The 22,002-nt window shown below is 54.8% G+C and carries 17 protein-coding genes; 4 read left to right on the forward strand and 13 right to left on the reverse strand.

Annotated features, from left to right (window positions below):
* Window positions 1–4: 4 nt before the first annotated feature.
* A complete protein-coding gene (locus AC6I8K_RS13910; protein ID WP_497826916.1) occupies window positions 5–4,891 on the reverse strand; it encodes an alpha-2-macroglobulin family protein in 4,887 nt (1,628 codons plus the stop codon).
* A gap of 137 nt (window positions 4,892–5,028) precedes the next feature.
* On the opposite strand from AC6I8K_RS13910, the gene sseA reads away from it, so the two are divergent.
* Window positions 5,029–5,868 carry a 3-mercaptopyruvate sulfurtransferase gene (gene sseA / locus AC6I8K_RS13915; RefSeq protein ID WP_497826917.1) on the forward strand — a complete coding sequence of 280 codons (840 nt, stop codon included), beginning with the start codon at window positions 5,029–5,031 and terminating at the stop codon, window positions 5,866–5,868.
* Between the two features lie 181 nt (window positions 5,869–6,049).
* Here sseA and sseB read toward each other — a convergent pair whose 3' ends face one another.
* The 5 genes from sseB to trmJ all read right to left on the reverse strand — a co-directional run bounded on the left by sseB (window position 6,050) and on the right by trmJ (window position 10,972).
* Window positions 6,050–6,817 (reverse strand): enhanced serine sensitivity protein SseB, encoded by a 768-nt coding sequence (gene sseB / locus AC6I8K_RS13920; protein ID WP_497826918.1) that lies wholly within the window; start codon window positions 6,815–6,817, stop codon window positions 6,050–6,052.
* A gap of 49 nt (window positions 6,818–6,866) precedes the next feature.
* Window positions 6,867–8,153, reverse strand: coding sequence for an aminopeptidase PepB (gene pepB, locus AC6I8K_RS13925; RefSeq protein WP_064739559.1), 1,287 nt, complete (start codon window positions 8,151–8,153; stop codon window positions 6,867–6,869).
* A 62-nt stretch (window positions 8,154–8,215) separates the two neighbouring features.
* Window positions 8,216–9,388 carry an IscS subfamily cysteine desulfurase gene (locus AC6I8K_RS13930; RefSeq protein ID WP_497826919.1) on the reverse strand — a complete coding sequence of 391 codons (1,173 nt, stop codon included), beginning with the start codon at window positions 9,386–9,388 and terminating at the stop codon, window positions 8,216–8,218.
* Window positions 9,389–9,595: 207 nt separating this feature from the next.
* Window positions 9,596–10,093 carry a Fe-S cluster assembly transcriptional regulator IscR gene (gene iscR / locus AC6I8K_RS13935; RefSeq protein WP_007886228.1) on the reverse strand — a complete coding sequence of 166 codons (498 nt, stop codon included), beginning with the start codon at window positions 10,091–10,093 and terminating at the stop codon, window positions 9,596–9,598.
* A 135-nt stretch (window positions 10,094–10,228) separates the two neighbouring features.
* Complete coding sequence (gene trmJ, locus AC6I8K_RS13940; protein ID WP_064739561.1) at window positions 10,229–10,972, reverse strand: tRNA (cytosine(32)/uridine(32)-2'-O)-methyltransferase TrmJ; 744 nt, start codon at window positions 10,970–10,972, stop codon at window positions 10,229–10,231.
* 121 nt (window positions 10,973–11,093) lie between these two features.
* On the opposite strand from trmJ, the gene suhB reads away from it, so the two are divergent.
* On the forward strand, window positions 11,094–11,897 hold the full coding sequence (suhB, locus tag AC6I8K_RS13945) for an inositol-1-monophosphatase (protein WP_008108283.1): 804 nt from the start codon (window positions 11,094–11,096) through the stop codon (window positions 11,895–11,897).
* Window positions 11,898–11,932: 35 nt separating this feature from the next.
* Here the strand turns inward: suhB and AC6I8K_RS13950 are convergent, their stop codons facing one another.
* The 3 genes from AC6I8K_RS13950 to AC6I8K_RS13960 form a co-directional block, all read right to left on the reverse strand.
* Window positions 11,933–12,946, reverse strand: coding sequence for an MFS transporter (locus AC6I8K_RS13950; protein ID WP_064739562.1), 1,014 nt, complete (start codon window positions 12,944–12,946; stop codon window positions 11,933–11,935).
* Window positions 12,947–13,138: 192 nt separating this feature from the next.
* Complete coding sequence (locus AC6I8K_RS13955; RefSeq protein ID WP_497826920.1) at window positions 13,139–14,119, reverse strand: nickel/cobalt transporter; 981 nt, start codon at window positions 14,117–14,119, stop codon at window positions 13,139–13,141.
* Window positions 14,110–14,736 (reverse strand): DUF1007 family protein, encoded by a 627-nt coding sequence (locus AC6I8K_RS13960; protein ID WP_483815973.1) that lies wholly within the window; start codon window positions 14,734–14,736, stop codon window positions 14,110–14,112. Before AC6I8K_RS13960 ends, AC6I8K_RS13955 begins: the two co-directional genes overlap by 10 nt.
* Window positions 14,737–14,891: 155 nt before the next feature.
* Here AC6I8K_RS13960 and csiE point away from each other — a divergent pair, with 155 nt between their 5' ends.
* Window positions 14,892–16,160 (forward strand): stationary phase inducible protein CsiE, encoded by a 1,269-nt coding sequence (gene csiE / locus AC6I8K_RS13965; protein ID WP_483815974.1) that lies wholly within the window; start codon window positions 14,892–14,894, stop codon window positions 16,158–16,160.
* On the opposite strand, the gene AC6I8K_RS13970 is transcribed toward csiE, so the two are convergent.
* Together AC6I8K_RS13970 and glyA are read right to left on the reverse strand one after the other, a co-directional pair.
* Window positions 16,157–17,296: a 3-phenylpropionate MFS transporter gene (locus tag AC6I8K_RS13970; RefSeq protein ID WP_483815975.1), complete on the reverse strand. Its 1,140-nt coding sequence runs from the start codon at window positions 17,294–17,296 to the stop codon at window positions 16,157–16,159. The two genes, csiE and AC6I8K_RS13970, sit on opposite strands and share 4 nt — an antisense overlap.
* A 129-nt stretch (window positions 17,297–17,425) precedes the next feature.
* Window positions 17,426–18,679 (reverse strand): serine hydroxymethyltransferase, encoded by a 1,254-nt coding sequence (gene glyA, locus AC6I8K_RS13975; protein WP_064739567.1) that lies wholly within the window; start codon window positions 18,677–18,679, stop codon window positions 17,426–17,428.
* Window positions 18,680–19,018: 339 nt separating this feature from the next.
* Between glyA and hmpA the strand changes: the two genes are divergently transcribed.
* Entirely contained in the window at window positions 19,019–20,203 is a 1,185-nt protein-coding gene (gene hmpA / locus AC6I8K_RS13980) for an NO-inducible flavohemoprotein (protein ID WP_497826921.1), read from the forward strand.
* A gap of 51 nt (window positions 20,204–20,254) precedes the next feature.
* Here the strand turns inward: hmpA and glnB are convergent, their stop codons facing one another.
* A complete protein-coding gene (gene glnB, locus AC6I8K_RS13985; RefSeq protein ID WP_007886217.1) occupies window positions 20,255–20,593 on the reverse strand; it encodes a nitrogen regulatory protein P-II in 339 nt (112 codons plus the stop codon).
* A gap of 75 nt (window positions 20,594–20,668) precedes the next feature.
* A complete protein-coding gene (glrR, locus tag AC6I8K_RS13990) occupies window positions 20,669–22,000 on the reverse strand; it encodes a two-component system response regulator GlrR (RefSeq protein ID WP_064739569.1) in 1,332 nt (443 codons plus the stop codon).
* Between the last annotated feature and the right edge of the window lie 2 nt (window positions 22,001–22,002).

Below are 22,002 nucleotides of genomic sequence, written 5' to 3' on the forward strand. Positions count from 1 at the left end.
ATACTTAACGCACATTGAGTTTTTCCGGCGTGCTGCCAATCGCGCGCCATTCCGGCACATACATTGATTCCACCTGCGGCGGCGGCAGGCGATAGCTGCCCGGCGTAACCGCGCGCGCCAGATACAACAGCGTGCCCGGCGTGTAGCCATCGAGCGCCAGCGCGGCGACAAAACGATCGTCACGGAATTCGATATGCTTAATGTTGGCTTGCTGCATATCCATCATGCTCTCTTTCAGCGCATCGGCACTGTCACCCAAGCTGGCGCTGCTGTCGCTCAGGTTCTGGTTTTCCAGCTCCAGTCCGGCTGGCAGCAGATCCACGACCAACGCATCACTGACGCGCTCGCTGGCTGCGACTTTGAGCCGCACCATCAGCAGTTCGCCACTTTTCAGGTGGGTGAGATCCGCTGGCTTACCATCCAGCGTGAAGTATTCACGAGTGATCTGCAGAACGTTGCTCATCGGCGACGGTGCGGTGCGCGGATAGCCCACCACATTCAGCGTGCCGTAAAGCGGCGACGCGTTGTTGCTTTTCACCGACACGCCTTGTCGCAGCTGATCTTCACTGATGCTGAGATTCAAAGGTTGGTCGCTGCTGAGTGGCTCCGCTTTGCCTTGTAGTGTGGCCTGCCAGATTTCGCCTTTGTGCTGCTGCAAAGTGCGGGCAGCAAGGAACAACGCGTTGTTTTCCTGGGTGGAGAACCAGCGCTGACCCTGTACCGCTTTCGCCAAATCAATCAACAGCGAACCTTGCATCTCTGGCAGCAACTGGTTTTCAGTTAACAGCGACAGAATCAGCGCACGATCGCGCACCGGGCTGCCGTAATCACCGAGCCAGCTGTTAGGTTTACGTTCCAGACCAATGCCTTGCGCCAGCGCCAGTTGCGCACGCTGCTGATCGCCCATCAACTTCAGTGCAACACCAAGCTGTACCAGCGCAAGGCCCGATTTTGCCTGTTCGCGTTTTTCATACAGCGCACGCAACGCACCCAGCGGGGCCTGCTGCTGACGCGCCAGCACCATTCCGGCGTAGGCCTGCACGCTGAAACGCAAAGCATCGGCATCGCTGCTCCAGCTGGTTTCGATCTGCGTCGGATCCTGCAGGTAACGCAGCAGACGTTCGTCGGCGCGGGTAATCACGCCATCCGGCACGCTGTACCCGGCTTCGCTGGCGCGCAGCAGGAAATCAGTGACGTAAGCGGTGAGCCAGAACTCTTCCTGACTCTCTTTGCTCCACAAACCAAAGCTGCCGTTGCCGCGTTGCATGCCGGCAAGACGTGCGATGCCGGTATCAATCGAAGCACGACGTGCTTCATCATTGCTGGTTTTGATGCCCATCGCCGTCAGCTGCGCATGGTTGGTGAACACCGATGGCCAAATGCCGCTGGTGGTCTGCTCAAGGCAGCCGTAAGGATAGGCATACAGTGAGCTGATGAAGCTTGCGATATTCAGCGGTGGACGATTGCTGAGCGACAGTTGACCGCTCAAAGTATCCGGCTGCAAACCATTAAAGGCACTCGCCATCACCTGCCAGTTCTGCCCGGTTTGCATCACGTTATCGAAGCTCAGCGTTTGTGCCGGATAAGCCGGACGCACGCCAATTTTCCATTTGCGCTCGCTCGGTGCCAGTGTTTCGCCCGGCAAACTCATGCCGGAAACAGTCACCTGCACATCGCCTTCGCCAAAGCCGCCCTGCGCTTTAACCGGAATCTGCAACGTGGTACGCGCGCCTTTCGCCAGCTGCACACTGGCGGGGATTTGGCCGTTAAGGGCAATCTGCCCGCTGGCGGTGACATTGATTTTTAGCGTTTGCGGTTGATCGGTGAGGTTGGTGAGATCCAGCGCCAGTGTGGATTGATCGCCACTGGCAAGGAAGCGCGGCGTTGCCAGTTCGCTGATCAAAGGTGCGGCAACCACCAGCTTACGATCGGCCGATCCGAAACTGTCGTCACTCCATACCTGTGCCATCAAACGCAACTCGCCATTAAAGGCCGGAATTGGCAGCTCCAGCGTGCCTTCACCATTGGCATCCAGCGTCACGGGCTGCAACTGTTGCGCCACGATCTGCACGTCGGTGACCGGCTTTTTACCGCCGCGCGACAAGGCATCCGCATCGTCGCCGTCACCACCAAAGCGCAGCGCGGCCAGCTTGCCACCGCCGTCAATCAGTTGACCAAATACATCGTATTGATCGGCGTTGTAGCGCTTGCGGCCAAAAAACGCTTCCCACGGATTAGGGGTTTTATAGTCAGTGATGTTAAGCACGCCGCTGTCCACCGCCGACAGCAGTACCTGAACCTGCTGCGGCAATGCGTTCCCTTCACGGCTGGCTTTCACCTTCACTTTTAACGTCTGCTCAGGGCGAATTTTATCCGGCGCGTCGAGCGCTAAGCTGAGGCGGCGCGCTTCGGTTGCCATCGGCAGATGTAGCAGGCCCACCGCGCGTTTGGGCGTGATGCCGCTGGCTTTGTCACCGTCGCGCACCACGATGGCGCTGAGATAGAGATCGTGTCGCTTCCAGCTGTCACTAATCGGCACATCAATGGTTGCGCCGCCCGCCGGAACATCCAGCGGTTGCCACCACAATGTGCCGCTGCTGGATTCCACCAGCAGATAGCCTTTACCTGCGGCAGGTGATTCAACCTGTACATGCGCGGTGTCACCCACTTGATAGGCGGTTTTATCTATTTTCAGTTTGACCTGATCCGGACGCAGTGCGCCGGTGCCGTTGGTGTTGTCCTGCCACCAATATCCCGCCTGGAATCGCACGCTGCTAATGATGTTGTCGCCAGCATGCACTTCCAGTCGATACGTGCCCCACTCCACCGGGAAGCTCACTCTCTGGCTGCCGCCGGCAGCAATGTTGATACGTTGCTCCTCTTCCTGCAGATCCTTTTGATCGTAGCGCGACTGCCAGCCTTCGCTGTCGGAGAAGCTCCAGTAATAGTCGCGGCGTTCGTGAATCAGGCGTACATCAAGATCTTGCGCCGCCAGCTTCTCACCCTGTGGGTTGGCGTATACCACGTCGAATTCAGCAAGGCTGTTTTCCGCTACGGTCGGCTCATCGTGATAACGATCGGTGCGATAGTCATACACTGATTCACTGTTAAACAGCGGACGGATGCCAGGCAACGCCGGCGCCGGCCAAATCGCCTGAGTTGCGCGGCGCGTCACCGGCCGGCCGCCGGTTTCCAGCAGGCTGGCTTGCAGAATCAGATTGAGCGGTGAATGGCTCTCTTTCCAGCTGCTCTCAACCTTGAGCTGCACTTTACCACTCTGATCCAGCTTCTCATCCACATCATCCAGCGTGCGTTTGAGTTCTTCAGTAATGTCGCCGAATTGATAGCCTGGCAGCGCAGCCACCGCTTCACGCGCCGGGCGCAGGAACAGTTGCCCTTGCAGTTCGTTGCCCGCGGCAGGTGCGCCGTACAAATAGCGGCCTTCCACCGCAAAAGTCACGTCGTCATCCGGCGCCACCGGTTGCGCACTATTATTTAGTGCCAGCGCCATACGTTCCGGCAGGAAATCTTCCACATGGAACGACCAGTTGCGCGGCTGGTTGTCACCGCTGTTAATGCGCAGCGTCCATTCGCCGGTCATGGCAGAAGCGGGCAACGCGAAGCGATGTTGATAGACGCCGCTTTCTGGCTGCCAGACAAAGGTTTGCGACACTTCGCCATTCGGCTGCACAACTTCAGCTTTCACTGGCTGCGACGGCAAGGGTTTGCCATCGGCATCACGCAGCAGCGCGTTGACGATCACCGTTTCACCTGGACGATAGAGATCGCGTGGACCAAATACGAAGAACTGTTTGTCGTAGCCTTGTGGGCCATCAATCGGAAACTCAGCCAAATCCAATGCCGGACGGTTAAGATCGATCAGCGAGGTTTGCCCTTTTTGTGTTGCCAGCAACAGCTTGCCTTTGGCATTCGCCGGTAAGCGCAAATGGCCGTTACTGTCACTGCTACCGCGAGCAAGTTGTTTACCCTTTTCATCTAATAGCTGCACGCTGACGTCATCGAGCGGTGCGCCGCTGGCCAGGCTTTGGGCAAACAGTTCCAGTTGATCGGGGAATTGGTGCAGCGACAGACCGATGTCGCTTAATGTGAACAGTGTCGCCGGTTGCGTGTAGTTGTAAGTACCGGCCTGTTTCATCACCGCCAGGTAAACGCCTGGCTGTTTCAGCGCATCCACATCACCAAGCGGCAACTGCATTTTCTCACGCGTATTGCGCGCCGGGTTGAGATCAAAACGTCCGCCATAAACCAGATCGGCATTTTTCAGCAGATCGCGCGATTCCCAATACGACATGTTGTTGCCGTAATTCCATTGGGCCAGGAAATCGGCCAGCGAAGCGCTTTTTACCCGGAAAAAATCGACATCAACCGTATCTACATTCAGCGCCAGCACCGGTAAACCTTGCGTCAGGCGCAGCGGCAGCAGCGAACCGCGGCTAGCAAAGCCAACCATTGGCTGAATATCACGCGTGGTGATCGTTTGGCTAAACGATTTGGATAAGGGACTGCCATCAGCCGCTTTAAGCCCGGCATCAACATTAATCGTCAACTTGCGCGACGGTTCCGGATGTCGAAAACGCAGCGCTTTACCGTTTTGCGCTAGCTCCCAGCCACCATCCACCTTGCCGCTTTTCTCATCAATAATCTGCAGATGTGCCGCGAAATCCTGCTGGCTATCGAGCGGCGTGTTAAAGGTCAATACCAGCGCGGCGGCGCCCTCAAGTTGCAGTTCGGAGAGATCGATAACGGAGAGTGATTGCTGCGTTGCTGTTGCGGCTGTCGTTTCCGCCGCATGAATCGCCGACGTTCCGCCACCCAGTAATACTCCTCCGATCAGCGCGTTGAGCAGCAGCCGGTTAAAACGTTTTGCCATGGTAAATCCCTCACCAGTCCCAGAAGTTAAGAAAGAGTAATGCTGCGCATTTTCGACAACTTTAGCAATCATGCCCTTGAGATAGCGTTCACATTCCCGGAGACTGGTCTTTTCCCGTTTGCTGAGAAGAGGTTGCTATGACAGCCATATTTGTGTCCGCTGATTGGTTGAAAGAACATTACAACGAGGAAACGTTGCAGGTGCTTGATGCCCGCATGTTACCGCCAGGTCAGGAAGCCGTGCGTGATATTCAGGCTGAGTATCTGGCCGGTCATCTACCGAATGCCCCGTTCTTCAACATCGAAGCATTGTCCGATCATACGAGTCCTTATCCCCATATGATGCCGCGCGCCGAGTCCTTTGCCGTGGCAATGCGTGAGTTGGGCATCAGCCAGGATAAACATTTGGTGGTGTATGACGAAGGCAACCTATTCTCTGCACCACGCGCGTGGTGGATGCTGCGCGCCTTCGGTTGTGAAAATGTGTCAATTCTGGCCGGCGGATTACAGGGCTGGAAAGCCGCCGGTTTCGATGTTGCTACCGGACCGGTTAACCTGCCAGAAGCCGAATTCGAAGCCGTTTATGATGGCGCACAGGTGAAGCGTCTGACCGATGTGCTGCTGATCAGCCACGAAGGCGGCGCGCAGATTGTTGATGCGCGCGCGGCAAACCGTTTCAACGCCGAAGTGGATGAACCGCGTCCGGGCCTGCTGCGTGGACATATTCCTCACAGTTTAAACGTGCCGTGGAACAGTTTGGTGGTGAATGGCGAACTGAAACCGGCAGCGGAACTGCGCGATCTGTTTGCTAGGGCGGGCTTAAAATTGGATCAGCCGGTAATTGCCAGCTGCGGTTCGGGTGTGACGGCGGTGGTGGTGATTTTGGCGCTCACCTCGCTCGGTGTGCGCGATGTAACGCTGTACGACGGCTCGTGGGGCGAATGGGGCAGCCGCGACGATTTACCGATTGAGAAGTGATGATCAGGTCGCCATGAACAGCGTAATGCTCGTCATTTAAGCGTGAATCGGTCACCATGAATGGCGACCCTACGTTACAGAGCTGGGCTTTCGTAGGGTGCGCATTCATGCGCACCTGCATAATCAGGCAATTATTTGCTTAAGTGAGCGGCATTACGCGATGAATGGCGACCTTACAGCATCAAATAATCCGCTGACTGCCTTTGAAATCGCGCAGGAAACTGCCCCAGCGACGTTCATAGAACGGCGTGATGTGGGCAGTGAAAAAATGGCTCACACCGCGATCTTCATTGACCACTTCACAGATATCAATCGGCGCGTCATCAGCAAGCGTATCTGTCGCGACGCCGCCAGCCGCCTGAATAATTTCATCAATATCGCTATCCGCTTCGATACCAATCAGCAGGTTCGGTTCTTCGGTGGCGCTTTCACGAATGCTGGCGATGTAAGCACGGCGCACCTGCTTGTACTTGGCAAACAGCTGCGTCAGCGAATCAATCATTTGCGCTGGCGGTTCGGCCACTTCGGACAATAGCAGCGCCTGGCCACCTTCAAGCACGGTTTGCTGGTTTAGCGCACTGCCCTCTTCGCCAATCAAATGCGCGATTTCACCCGGCGAAAACTCTTTGCCCGCAGGCAGTTTCGGATTGAGGAACAGCGTTTCGCCTTGAGTGATCTCAAATAGCGTACGTACCGGCATGCGCAGATAAGGCTGTTCATCTGTGATAGCCTCGCCCATCGCTTCTTCTGACGTAAAGAACGGAATTACGCTGCCGCCGCCCTCTTTTTCCCAATGCTGCAATTCGACCGGTGAAGTCGCATCAAACTGTTCGGCCGGGCTTTCGCCTGGCACCCAAACATCGGCGTCCAGCAACAGTTGAAAAAATTCGGGACGGTGCGCAGGCTCAGTGGCGGCCAGCTTCAGCACCTCTTCAAGACGGTTACTCATGTAATGATTTCCAAAAAAATAGGCAGACTTACGTCTGCCATGATGAGGATTATTTCAGTAACAGGTTAGCGACGGTGCGCACGCCCAAACCGGTCGCACCGGCGGACCACTGATCCACCGCGCCTTTGCGGTACGTCGCGGAGCAGTCAATGTGCAGCCAGCCTTGCTGATATTTGCTGACGAAATGCGACAGGAACGCAGCCGCGCTGCTGGCACCCGCCGCGTGTGACGGGCTGGCGATGTTATTCAGATCGGCAAAGTTCGAAGGCAGATGGCTGCGATGGAACTCAGCCAACGGCAGACGCCAGAAGGCTTCATTTTCGCCGGTCGCGCTGCCAAGCAGCGATTCCGCCAGCACATCGTCAAAGGTAAACAGCGCATGATAATCATTGCCCAGCGCAGTTTTCGCCGCACCGGTCAGCGTTGCCGCATCGATCAGCAGTTCAGGATTCTGTTCACTGGCATCGATCAGGCCATCAGCCAGCACCAGACGCCCTTCCGCATCGGTGTTCATCACTTCTACGGTTTTGCCGTTACGATAGCGGATGATGTCGCCCAGACGGAACGCGTTGCCGCTGACCATGTTGTCTGCGCAGCACAGGAACAGTTTCACGCGCTTATTCAAACCACGTGAAATCGCCAGCGCCAGTGCGCCAGTGAGCGTTGCCGCACCGCCCATATCGGACTTCATTGAGTCCATAAAGGCGCTCTGCTTCAGGCTGTAACCGCCGGTATCAAAGGTGATGCCTTTACCGACCAGACACGCGTAAACCGGTGCATTTTCATCTCCGGTTGGATTGAAATCCAGCGCCAGCAGCACCGGCGCGCGCGTTGAACCACGACCCACGGTGTGGATGCCGGTGTAACCTTGTACGCGCAGGTCATCACCTTTGGTGATGCGATAGCTGACCGCTTTGCCGCCCACTTCGTTGATCAAATCAACCGCGTTGTGCGCCAGCTGTTCCGGGCTGAGATCTTCCGCCGGCAGGTTGATGGTATCGCGCACCCAATCAACGATCTTCAGACGACGCGCAAACTCTGCCTGATCGGCCTCATTGAATTCCGGCCACTCGACCTGACGTTTGCCTTTCGGGCTGCGATAGCCTTGCCAGAATGCCCAGCACTTTTCCAAATCCCAGCCTTCGCCCTGCAATGCGACATGACGAATGCCCTGACCGTCCAGCTTGCGACCCGCGCGCTGGATGCTCATCAGCGCATCTGCGCCAGTCAGGTGAACGGTCATGCCACTTTCGTTGCTGCTCAGCAGCGCTTTGTCACCCCAGCGCGCATCGGCGGCCTGGGAGCTGAGCGTAATTATCATCGGTTGTGTTGTCATCGCGTGGCTCCGTTTGCGTTAGGTGTCACCTTGCGCCAGAACCGGCGCAAGGGGTGCATGAATTAGCGGGAGTTTGCCGCAGGCGAGAGCGCCCGCAAACGTGTTACCGCTTTGTTAACCAGCTCGATAGCGTACTCAATTTCCTCTGCGCTGGTGAAGCGCCCAAGCGAAAAACGCAGCGAGCTGTGTGCCAGCTCCTGCTCAACGCCCATCGCGCGCAGTACATAGGAAGGTTCGAGACTGGCCGAGGTACAGGCGGAACCGGATGACAGCGCCAAATCTTTCAGCGCCATAATCAACGATTCGCCATCGACGTGGGCAAAACTAATATTGAGGATGTTCGGAGCGCCCTGCTCCAGCGAACCGTTGAGGTTCACGTGACCCAATTGATTAATGCCGCTCCACAGACGCTGGCGCAGCTCGACCAGACGCGCCATTTCGCTGCTCATCTCTTCGCGCGCAATGCGGTAGGCTTCGCCCATGCCGACAATCTGATGCACCGGCAAAGTGCCAGAACGCATGCCGCGCTCGTGACCGCCGCCGTGCATCTGTGCATCAAGTTGCAGACGTGGTTTACGACGCACCCACAGCGCACCGATGCCTTTCGGGCCATACAGCTTGTGCGCTGAGAACGACATCAAATCCACCGGCAGTTCAGTGACGTCAATCGGCAGTTTGCCGACGCTTTGCGTGGCATCAACGTGGAACAGGATGTCACGCGCACGGCACAGCGCGCCGAGTGCGGCGATATCCTGAATCACACCGGTTTCATTATTGACGTGCATCAGCGACACCAGCACCGTGTCGTCGCGCAGTGCAGATTCGAGCATCTGCGGCGTGACAATACCGTCGCCGCCAGGCTGTAAGAAGGTGACATCAAAGCCTTCGTGCGCCAGTTGCAGGCAACTGTCGAGCACCGCTTTGTGTTCGGTTTGGCTGGTAATAATGTGTTTGCCGCGCGCCTGATGAAATTGCGCTGCACCTTTAATGGCAAGGTTATCAGCTTCGGTCGCGCCGGAGGTAAAGACGATTTCACGGGGGTCGGCATTGACCAGCTCAGCAATTTGGTTGCGAGCGACATCAACAGCTTCTTCAGCCTGCCAGCCAAAACGGTGGGAACGGGACGCGGGGTTACCGAAAGTGCCATCCATCGTGAGGAACTGCATCATTTTGGTGGCGACACGCGGATCAGCAGGCGTAGTGGCTGCGTAATCCAGGTAAATCGGTAATTTCATTGCGCTAAAACTCCGTATAAAAAATTATACGTCTTTATAGCACATTCGGCCTTTCCAGTATGAACCCGTCATGCTTCAAGTTATAGGTGCGTTGGCTGCACTCACTCACCCCAGTCACATACTTGTGTATGCTCCTGGGGATACGCTCGCGTGCCGCCTTCCTCAAACTCAAATCATTCAGGGTTGGGAAAACCAGGCTAAGTCAGATTACGCGCGAAGATTAACGTTGATGGTTTCTTGCACACGATGCTGCTGGAAGCGACGATTATCGACGGTGTTCTGACGATCGGCGACATCAAGAATTTCCTGGTTATTCACCAATTCCGCCAGCGTGATGTTATTGAGGAAGTCGCTGATGCGCTCACTCAGATCGCGCCACAGCACGTGTGTCAGGCAACGCTCGCCGCCCTGGCAGCCTTCTTTACCCTGGCATTTGGTGGCATCGACAGATTCGTCAACGGCAGTGATCACGGCACCCACGGCGATAGCGCCAGAGTCTTTACCTAACAGATAACCGCCGCCTGGACCACGAACGCTGGCCACTAAGCCGTGCTTACGCAGACGCGAGAATAACTGCTCCAGATAGGACAGCGAAATGCCCTGACGCTCAGAAATGTCAGCTAGCGGCACCGGGCCCTCGTGTGAGTGCAGTGCAACGTCCAGCATAGCGGTTACGGCATAACGTCCTTTGGATGTCAGTCTCATAGCATACAACCTCGTAAGCGTCCGTCCGATTATCGGCGGGTTATCTGAAGAATTGACGCCAGTCTGACATTCCTGAGTAAAACGGTCAACTATTTAACCGAGTAATTTACTCAACTATTTAACCGACTGTTTTACTCAACTATTATCCCCATTACCTTTGCGCTTTTCAAACGATGCCATCATGCCGCGCAGGATGTTGAGTTCGTCGCGTTCCGGGCGAGCACGCGTATATAAACGACGCAGCTTGCTCATTACCTGGCTTGGTGTACCTTCGCGGATAAAGCCGCTGTTCAACATCATCTGTTCGATGTGCTGATAGAAGCGCTCCAGATCGTCGACCAATGGATACGGCGACACGTCGGGCTCTGCTGCGGGCGCGGCTTTTTCCTGCGCGTCCAGCCATGCCATGCGCACTTCGTAAGCGATGATCTGCACCGCCATCGCCAGATTCAGCGAGCTGTATTCCGGATTGGCCTGAATCGCGACGTGATAGTGACACTTCTGCAACTCTTCGTTGGTCAGGCCGACGCGCTCACGACCAAATACCAAGGCGACCGGCGCCTGCTGGCCTTCTTCCACGCTTTTGATACCGCACTCGCGCGAGTCGAGCATCGGCCACGGCAGTGAGCGTGAACGTGCGCTGGTGCCAACCACCAAACTACAGCCAGCGATGGCTTCATCCAGAGTATCGACAATGCGCGCATTACCAATGACATCGCTGGCGCCAGCGGCGAGGGAAATGGCCTGTGAATCGGGTTTCACCAACGGATTGACCAGATAAAGGTTGGTTAAGCCCATGGTTTTCATCGCGCGTGCGACGGAACCCATGTTGCCAGTGTGCGACGTTTCTACCAGTACGATTCGGATATTTTGCAGCATAATTAGAGGCGGTCAGGGAAATGATGGCGCGCATTCTAACATAAAAAGAGGACATTTGCTGAACACGCTGATATACTCCGCGCCGTTTTCCCCGTTCTTTAACATCCAGCGAGAGATACCGATGCATCCGATGCTCAACATAGCCGTGCGCGCCGCGCGCAAGGCCGGAAATTTAATTGCCAAGAATTATGAAACCCCGGACGCTGTCGAAGCCAGCCAAAAAGGCAGCAACGACTTCGTTACCAATGTTGACCGTGACGCAGAACGTCTGATTATCGAAGTAATTCGTAAATCGTACCCGAAACACACCATCATCACCGAAGAAAGCGGTGAATTGGCGGGCGAAGATCAAGACATTCAATGGGTAATCGATCCGCTGGATGGCACCACCAACTTCATCAAGCGTTTACCACACTTCTCAGTTTCTATCGCTGTGCGCATTAAAGGCCGCACCGAAGTTGCTGTGGTTTACGATCCAATGCGCAACGAACTGTTTACCGCAGTACGCGGTCAGGGCGCACAGCTGAACGGTTACCGCCTGCGCGGCAGCACGGCTCGCGATCTGGATGGCACCATTCTGGCTACCGGCTTCCCGTTCAAGTTGAAGCAGCACGCAACGCCTTACATCAACATCGTTGGCAAACTGTTCACGCAGTGTGCTGATTTCCGTCGTACCGGTTCGGCTGCGCTGGATCTGGCTTACACCGCTGCGGGTCGCGTTGATGGTTTCTTTGAGATTGGCCTGAAGCCATGGGATTTTGCGGCGGGCGAACTGCTGGTGCGTGAAGCGGGCGGTTTGGTGACTGACTTTACTGGCAACCACGGTTATGTGATGTCAGGTAACATCGTTGCCGGTAACCCACGCGTAGTGAAAGCTATGCTGGCATCGATGCGTGAAGAATTGAGTGAAGCGCTGAAGCGCTAAATAAGAGAAGGCGGCTGAATCAGCCGCCTTTTTTATTACCGACGTTCGTGACTTAATACCTGACGCGGCTGTGTCTTGCGACCCACGCGTCCCAGCAACGCCGCCAGTACCGCTTCAATCACCAGCATAAAGAAGGTAAACCAGCTCGCTTTCGCCGTTGCGGCTGCCGCTTGCTCAGCCACTTCGCGGGCTTTCTGCTCCGCCTGCTGTTTCAACTCCTGATACTGTTGCACGGCTTTTTTATAGCTCTCCTCGGTCTGAGTCACAATCTGCTCGACTTCCTGATCGCTTTTACCGGTGCGTGCTTTGATAATATTTTTCAGCGCATCGCGGTCGGCAGCCTGCAAGGTATCTGAATGACGATTCATAACGCCTTTCAACCAATTAGCCAGATCATTATCAGCATTCTGTGGATTCTGCGCCGTTTGCTCTGCCTGATTTTGCGCATTATTGGCTTCGTTATTTACATCCTTTTGTAGATTCTCAGGCTGTAATTCCGATTTACCGGTTTGGCGCAATGTGGTTTGCAGTTCATTTTTTAAATCATCCAGATTGATATTACTTTCCTGCAGCTTTTCTTTTGCCATATTGGTCAGTGAAGGCGCCGCAGCGGAAATTCCATTGCCCACCGCATTCACGCCAGCACCTAAAATATTAAAGGCACCGCCAATAACCCCAGTCGCCAGGGTAATCGCCAACCATAATGTCAGGATAGTGCTGACACCAAACATTAATAATCCGTGCAAAGCCCCTTCACGCTGCGCCAGACGCCCGGCAACGTAGCTGCCGACACCCATGGCGATCAGCATGCTGACGCCAGTCCAGATTAATGCGCCAGTGCCCAAATGCTGCAGTGGATTTTGTTCCTGTTGTGGATCGATGGTTGTCGCACCAATCGCCGTACCTAATATCCCTAATAAAATATGAATTATTAGCGCAGCGATAACGCCGGCAAATACTGCGCTCCAGGAAATACGTTTCAATGGTAGGCCGCCATGCACTTCGTGCACCGTATCCACGCTGCCATTATTAATCCGAGTTTCAGGCATCGTTTTCTCCTCGCAGAATGTTTTGCTGAAATTTTATTATTGCTCAAGCCACCAGAATATTGACTGGTGTGATTGAGCTTAGACAGAGAAATCTATTTTCACCAGCGTACTAAGCGGAGATATTTAATTGCTTATTGAGGGGAGAAATACTTGCAGCAGCGAGTTATTTACACTACCTGTTTATCCTTAATTTCATAATGGACGAATTCCGCCGCCAATGCCTGGCGAGGCGCTCTGCCATAAGGCAACGCCCGCGACGATTAACAACACACTGCCCAATAGCGCAAACACTGGCATGAGCAGCTTAGCCAAGGGATTAGTGTCGCTGGCGCGCCCTAAACGCAGTGCCAACGCACGAGAACGCTGTACTAACAAGCCGAGCGCTGACACCGTCAATGCGGTGCCCATCGCCATCGCCACGGCCGAAGCTACGCCCCATGCATAAACACCGATTACTTTAGCGAACAGCAGCATCATGATGGCACCGGAACAGGGACGCAGTCCCATTGAGAACACCACTAACGCTTGGGTTTTGCCGCTCACCGCCTGATCCATCTGCGCGGCGCTTGGCAGATGAGCATGACCGCAGCCGCAGTGTTCGTCGTGCTGATGCTGCGGACGAATGGCGTGAATCTGCATTTTTGGTTTAGTTCGTAATTGCTGGTGCAGCGTTCGCAGCGCACGCCAACCAACCCAAATCCCGAGTGCAACAACTAACAGATAACTGCCCTTCTCCAGCCAATAACTGCCGAGATGCATCTGGCGCGATGAGGTTTGCAGAACCACCAACATCAGCGTCACCAAAACTATCGCCACGCTGCCTTGCAGCAATGCTGCCAGCAACGTCAGTTTCAGACTGGTTTTCAGCTTTGCGGGGTGCGTAGCGAGAAAAGTGCTGATCACCACTTTGCCGTGTCCCGGCCCCAACGCATGCAGCACGCCATAGGCGAGGCTAAACAACATCAGCGTCACGCCCGCCTGCTGCGGTTGCTCAGCGACCTGCTGCAACAGCTGCGTCATCTCGCGATTCAGGACTTTTTGCCACAGCACGCTTTGCAGCAAAATTTGCGACCAGTGCTGCCAAAACAGCACGCCCGCCAACAGCATTAACCCCGCCATCAGCCACAGCGGCCATAAGCGTCGTGCATGGGAAGGAAGCGAAATCAATGACATGTCAGCGTTACCGTTTGAGCGAATTGCTGGCCCAGATCCATATCCTCTGGCGGCGCATCAGCTTTATCCAGCGACAGCGCATATTGTTTCAGCGAGTCATCCGGTTTCGGCGTGTACAGATCGATTTGGCAATGGGATTTAACGACGTCGTCCATGGTTAATGCCTGCGGATTATCATAATACATATCAACGAAATAACTGGGATCGAAGGTCTGAATGCGATACTGCGTCGCGCGCATTACCTGCGGCTCGCCAAACGGCACGATAAACTCCAGCACCGCTTTGTTGCCGTTGCGCGACAGGTTGTACTCTTTCGGCAAATTCAGGAATTTGACCCGATTTTTATCTTGCCACACCTCGGTGAAATAGTGCTGACCGAGCACATTCGCCATCACCTGCGCGGCCAGCTTTTTCCACACCACATCGCCGGGCTTAGCCTTACCTGCGTCGTAGAGCAAGTCCGCGGAGGTAATCTCATCCATGGTCCACACCATTTTCATGCCGCTAAGATGTTGGTTTTCACTGATGAACTCGGTTTTCATGTCAATAAAGCTGTGCGGATGTGACCAGGCTGCGGTGCTGAACAACAGCGTAAACGTAATGAGTGCAATTTTCATGTGTTATAAAGTAACAATTTTAAAGTGAAGTGTAGAGTGGTCCAGAAAAATTGTGACCCGCCCTAAAGCTCTGAACAAAAGTCACGACAAAGTGCAAGGTTACCGCGTGGAGTTAGCTATTCTTAGCTCAAAAGTGACCTGCGGATAAACCATTGATGAGTTCTGCACCTTCCTCTGCACCACTCTTCAGCCGCTCCCAGCGTCGTTGTCATCTGTTACTGCTGCTATTTCTGCCCGCTCCCGCTTTGACGCTTGAAAAGCTCTGCCAGTTAAATGGTGTTGCGCCTGTTGTCGCCCGACAGGATATCGCGGATGTGGGAGATGAGATACAGCGTTACCACCAACTGGAGCTACACCAGATGGTCGATGGCAGCTTCCGCATTCATGGGACGGAACTGGACAGGCGGCTGTGCCTGATCCACTGGCTGCGACGCGCGCTGCGTTTGTCGCAGGCGTTTGTCTGCGAGCATTTTGCCCCGGTGCTGCGTCAGCGCCTGAAAATACTGCAAATCGAGAAAGCGCTGTGGGATGAAACGAACTTGCAGGCGCTGATCCAGCACTGCAGCCTGCGTCTGGCGCGCGACTTCAGCGCACGTGACCGCCTGTTTCTGCAAATCTTCATGAAGTATTCGCTGTGCCAGCGACAGAACGCCCTTTTCAATGAGGGACAACGCGCATGGCTGGCGGAAAAAATTGAACGCGCTGCCGCGGACGACGTAATTCACCATTGGCAGAAACGCTGCCACTTAGCGCCCGACGTCAGTGAAACCGACTTCTGGACGCTGCTGTTCAGCCTGCTTCATGCACCGAACGGTGCGCAGCTCGACCATCCACAAGCTGTCAAGTTGATGCATTCAGTGGAAGCGTTGATTGCGCGCTTTGAGCAGCTGGCGCAGACCCGTTTCAAAAATCAGTCCGAACTCAGGCAGCAACTTTTTACTCATCTGGCACAGGCACTTGATCGCAGCCACTTCTCCATCGGCATAGATAACAGCGTGGCGCTGGATGTTGCACGGCTCTATCCGCGTCTGCTGCGCACCACAGAGCGCGCACTCGAGCATTTCAGCCGGAATTTTGCCACACGCTTTAGCGCTGAAGAGGTCAGTTTGGTTGCGGTGTTATTTGGTGCCTGGCTGATGCAAGAAAGTGCATTGCAGGAAAAGCAGGTATTACTGCTGACGGGCGCAGATGCGGCGCTGGAGCAGTTACTGGAGCAGCAGCTGCGGGAAATGATGCTGCTACCCATTAACATCAGCTATCAGGATGTCGTCCACTTTCAGCGTGAGGGCGCGCCGCGCGATATCGCGCTGGTGATCACGCCGTACGCCATTTCGTTGCCGCTGTTTTCACCGCCGCTAATCCAGGCTGAGCTGCCGCTGAGTAGTCATCAGCAGCAGCGCATTCGTCAGTTGCTGGAGAGCTAAGCAGCACGCGGACGCAGGAACAATGCCGGCAACGCCACTAAGGCCATTACCCAGAACAGATGTCCTTGCAGATGGGTAAAGAGTACACCGCAAATCATTGTCATCACTGCGATACCGCCGCCCATCGCCAATGCCGAGTAAAGTGATTGCAAACGAATCACTTCTGCACCCTTACGCGCGGCAATAAAACGCATCGCCGCTAAATGGCAGACGGTGAAGCTGCCGCAGTGCAGGATCTGCGCCACAATCAGCAACGGCAACGCCGTGCTGGAACCCAGCAACGTCCAGCGGATAATGGCGCTCACGCCGGATAACAGCAGCAGATCGCGCGCGGTCCAACGGTGGAACAGTCGGCTGCTGAGCGCAAAAATAACAATCTCAGCAACCACGCCTAACGACCACAAATAGCCAATAATTGACGCGGAATAACCGCTCTCCTGCCACCAGATCGCGCTGAAGCTGTAGTAAGCCGCATGCGCACCCTGCAACAATGTCACGCATAACATAAAGCGCCACACCGCATTTTCGCGCAGCAGGTCACGCCACACTTGCCAGCCACCGTCGGTTGACGTCTGGCGTTCACTGCCCTGCGGTCTGGTCGCTGGCGTTAACATCATTCCGCCCAACATGCTGATGGCGCCTAATGAGAGCAGCACCAAAATCGCCTGAGACGAGAACGCCGTGACTAACATGCCGGTTAAAGCGGAACTGATGACAAATGCCAGCGACCCCCAAAGACGAACCGGCCCGTAAGCCAGGCCGATTTGCTGCGTCCAGGTGGCGGCCAGCGCATCACTCAGCGGCACCAGCGGTGAGAAAAACAGGTTGAAGCCGATCATCACGAACAGCAGCCACAGCCACTGTTGTCCCAGCCAATAACCGACGGCGAACAGGCACGTCATCAGCGCCAGCAGACGCAGCGCGGTGATCAGCTGTGAGGGATTTTTTACCTGCGAGGCAATCAGCAAACTGCCGACAAAGCGCGCCACCATGCCACACCCCAGCAGCAGACCGATTTTTTCCGCATCGAGTCCGGTGCCTTTTAGCCAGACGCTCCAGAAAGGCAGGTAAATGCCGTAACAAAAGAAGTAAGTGAAGTAGCCCAAACCGAGCCATTTGGCGGAGCCGATTGCCATATTCCCTCCAGCAAAAATGCTGCTGAGCAGCACGAGTGCGCGCTACTTTGTCAGAGCACTGCGGCGACGGCAATAAAAAAAGGATGGCTTGCGCCATCCTTTTTTGTCCTGCATCGACCCGCGTAAAGGTTACGCGTACACCGGCAGACGGCTGCAGATTTCCAGCACTTTCTGTTTGGTGCGTTCGATGGTCGCTTCGTCGTTAATGTTGTCCAGCACGTCAGCGATCCAGCCCGCCAGCTCACGGACTTCAGCTTCTTTGAAGCCACGACGCGTCACTGCAGGTGTACCAATACGCACGCCAGAGGTCACGAACGGGCTCTTCGGATCGTTTGGTACGCTGTTTTTGTTCACGGTGATGTTGGCGCGGCCCAGAGCGGCATCGGCTTCTTTACCGGTCAGGTTTTTGCTGACCAGATCAATCAGGAACAAGTGGTTGTGAGTGCCACCGGAAACGATGTTGTAACCGCGCTCCAGCAGAACTTCCACCATCGCTTTAGCGTTCTTAGCAACCTGCTGTTGATAAGTCTTGAACTCTGGTTCCATTGCTTCTTTGAACGCCACCGCTTTACCGGCGATCACGTGCATCAAAGGACCGCCCTGACCACCCGGGAACACCGCGGAGTTCAGTTTTTTATACAGATCTTCGTCACCGTTTTTCGCCAGAATCAGGCCGCCGCGCGGACCCGCCAGGGTTTTATGGGTGGTAGAAGTCACGATGTGTGCGTGAGGAACCGGGTTTGGGTACACGTCTGCAGCAATCAGGCCCGCTACGTGTGCCATATCAACGAACAGGTATGCGCCAACGCTGTCGGCGATTTCACGCATTTTGGCCCAATCGCACACGCCTGAGTAAGCAGAGAAGCCGCCAACAATCATTTTTGGCTTGTGGGTTTGCGCCAGCTCAGCCAGTTCTTCGTAGTTGATTTTGCCGGTTTCATCGATGCCGTAAGGGATAACGTTGTACAGCTTACCAGACAAGTTCACCGGAGAACCGTGTGTCAGGTGACCACCGTGCGCCAGGTTCATGCCCAGAATGGTGTCGCCCGGCTGCAGCAGCGCAGTGTAAACCGCGAAGTTAGCCTGAGAACCGGAGTGCGGCTGCACGTTCGCGAAATCGGCGCCGAACAGTTCTTTCGCACGATCGATCGCCAGTTGCTCAACGATATCAACGTATTCACATCCGCCGTAATAACGTTTGCCCGGATAGCCTTCGGCATATTTGTTGGTGAGCTGTGAACCTTGGGCCTGCATTACGCGTGGGCTGGTGTAGTTTTCAGAAGCAATCAGTTCAATGTGCTCTTCCTGACGCACTTTCTCTTGCTCCATAGCCTGCCACAACGCGGCATCATAATCGGCAATGTTCATATCACGCTTTAACATCCGGACTCTCCTGACTCAGCTAACTTTTTAACGGCAGTATAGGCCCCGGCAAGGGGGCGAAGGCGAACAGTGTAAACGGTTTTGACAGGTGACGGTAGCGTCAATCCCCTCTTTTTGCGCAAACGATTGGCATGGCGCTGGAACGGGTTTTTTACGCTTTTTTGCAAGCCTGAAAATGACGATATTTCCTCACATTCAACCGGAGAAAATTTCAGCTTTGCGGGCCAGCACGCACCTTTTTTGCCTAATCCTTAATCACAACAGGGGATTTACAGGCGCTTCGATTACCCATAAGATGCATTTAAAATACATGTTTAAATTCACTCTGAGGATGTCACCATGCTCGACGCGCAAACTATCGCTACCATCAAATCCACCTTGCCCGCCATTGCCCAGATCGGTCCGCAGCTTACCGGTCATTTCTACCAGCGTTTACTGACGCAACATCCTGAACTGAAAAACGTGTTCAACATGAACAACCAGCGCAGCGGCAATCAGCGGGAAGCGTTGTTCAACGCCATTGTGGCTTATGGCAGCAACCTGGAAAATTTGGCCGTGCTGTTGCCGGCGGTGGAGAAAATTGCGCAGAAGCATACCAGCCTGAACATTCAGCCCGAGCAGTACGCGATTGTGGGCGAAAACCTGCTGGCGACGATTGATGAGCTGCTGCATCCGGGTGATGAAGTGCTAACCGCGTGGGGCAAAGCGTATGGCGTGCTGGCCGATGTGTTTATTCAGCGGGAAGAAGCCATCTATTCTGCCTCCGAAGCGAAGACGGGTGGCTGGCGCGGCGCGCGTGATTTCCGTATTCGCGCCATCAATCAGGAAAGTTCGGTTATCAAGAGTTTTGAGCTGGTGCCCAACGACGGTCAGCCGGTGGCAACCTTCCTACCAGGTCAGTATCTGGCCATCAGTTTGCAGCCGACAGGCAACGAACATATTCAGCATCGTCAGTATTCGCTGACCCACCAGCCAAACGGGACGTTTTATCGCATCGCGGTTAAACGCGAAGAACTGGGTAGCGTGTCGGGCTGGCTGCACAATAATGCGCAGGTGGGTGATATCGTGCAGTGCGCTGCACCAGCGGGTGATTTCTTCCTGCAGACCGAAGCAGCCACGCCAATTACGCTGATTTCTGCTGGCGTGGGGCAAACCCCAATGTTGGCGATGCTAGCCAATCTGGTAGAGCAGCAACATGCGGCGGCGGTCAACTGGTTACATGCCGTTGAAGCAGGATCTCAACATGCCTTCGCTGAAGAAGTGAAATCTCTGGGCGCACGCCTGCCAAACTTCACCAGTCACGTTTGGTATCGCCAGCCAGAAAGTGCCGATGCCGGACGTTACGACGCGCAGGGCTTGATGGATTTGGCGAGTGTATCCTCCGCATTAAACCAAGCCGATCGACAGTTTTGGATCTGCGGACCGCTGCCGTTTATGCAGTTTGTCGCGCGTCAGCTCGTCGATGCAGGCGTAAGCGCCGACCGCATTCACTACGAAGTATTTGGTCCTCACAAAGTGCTGTAAAACAAAAAAGCCTGCATAAGGCAGGCTTTTTCAGGCAATGCGCGAAGGGGCTTAAATCGCCTCTTCATCCTCTTCACCGGTACGGATACGCACAACGCGCGCCACGTCAAAGACAAAGATTTTGCCATCGCCGATTTTGCCGGTCTGCGCAGTTTTCATAATGGTTTCTACGCAGGTATCGACGATATCGTCACCTACCACCATTTCGATTTTCACTTTTGGCAGAAAATCAACCATGTACTCTGCGCCGCGATACAGCTCAGTGTGGCCTTTCTGACGACCAAAACCTTTCACTTCACTGACCGTCATCCCGGTGATGCCCACTTCCGCTAACGCTTCACGTACATCATCGAGTTTGAATGGTTTAATAATTGCATCGATCTTTTTCATGACAGATCCTTTTTTACTCCCTCCATGATGGACGGATACCGTTAGTATAAGTGTTCCTGACACCGCCGCAGCAAGCTACTCTTTAAATTCGCTGGCGTCCAGTTCATGGCGCGACAGCAGCTTATAGAATTCAGTGCGGTTACGTCCAGCCAGACGCGCAGCGTTAGTGACATTTCCTTTAGTCATCTGCAGCAATTTACGCAGATAGTTCAGCTCAAACTGATTACGCGCTTCAACGAAAGTGGGCAACGCGGTATTTTCGCCTGCCAGCGCCTGCTCTACTAAAGCATCTCCGATGACCGGCGCGGTACTTAAGGCGACACACTGCTCAATCACGTTGACCAGTTGACGCACATTGCCCGGCCATGCGGCGCTGACCAATCGCTTCATCGCATCCACCGAGAAGCTACGCACAAAGGGTTTATGACGATCGGCGGACTGCCGCAGCAGATGATTCGCCAGCAGCGGAATATCTTCGGCACGCTCGTGCAGCGCTGGAATTTTCAGGTTCACCACGTTAAGACGATAGTAGAGATCCTCGCGGAAGCTCTTCTTCTCCATCGCTTTCGGCAAATCGCGGTGAGTGGCTGAAATAATGCGCACGTTAATATCCAGATCGCGGTTGCTGCCTAACGGCCGAACTTTACGCTCCTGCAGCACGCGCAGCAGTTTCACTTGCAACGCTTGCGGCATATCACCAATTTCATCCAGGAACAGCGTGCCGCCTTCTGCCGCCTGGAACAGCCCCTCACGCGCGCTGACTGCGCCGGTGAAAGCCCCTTTAGCGTGACCAAACAGTTCGGACTCTAAGAGTTGTTCCGGCAGCGCACCGCAGTTGATAGCGATGAATGGCTTAGTACCGCGCGGGCTGGCGGCATGGATCGCCTGCGCCAATACTTCTTTGCCGGTGCCGCTTTGGCCATTGATCAGAACGCTTACGTCAGATTGTGCCACCATGTGCGATTGTTCCAGCAAGCGCAGCATCTGCGGATTCCGTGTCACAATCGCTTCGCGCCAGCGGTCATCGCTGATCGGCGCGCGTTGGGCCAGCGCTTCATCTATCGCTTTGTACAAGGCATCACGATCGACGGGTTTGGTCAGAAAGCTGAACACGCCTTGTTGGGTGGCGGAAACGGCTTCGGGGATCGAACCGTGCGCAGTGAGAATAATTACCGGTAAACCCGCATGGCGTTTCTGCACTTCGCCGAACAGCGCCAGACCATCCATTTCATCCATGCGCAGGTCGCTGATCACCAAATCGACCTTCTCTTTCTGCAGATGACGCAGCGCTTCCGGCCCGCTGGCGGCCGTCGCTACCTGATAGCCTTCGCTACTCAGACGCATCCCGAGCAGTTTTAGTAAGCCCGGATCGTCATCCACCAGCAATAAACGTGCGGCCTGTTTCATGA

It is taken from the genome of Pantoea sp. X-Soil-ISGK-421 (assembly GCF_059730785.1).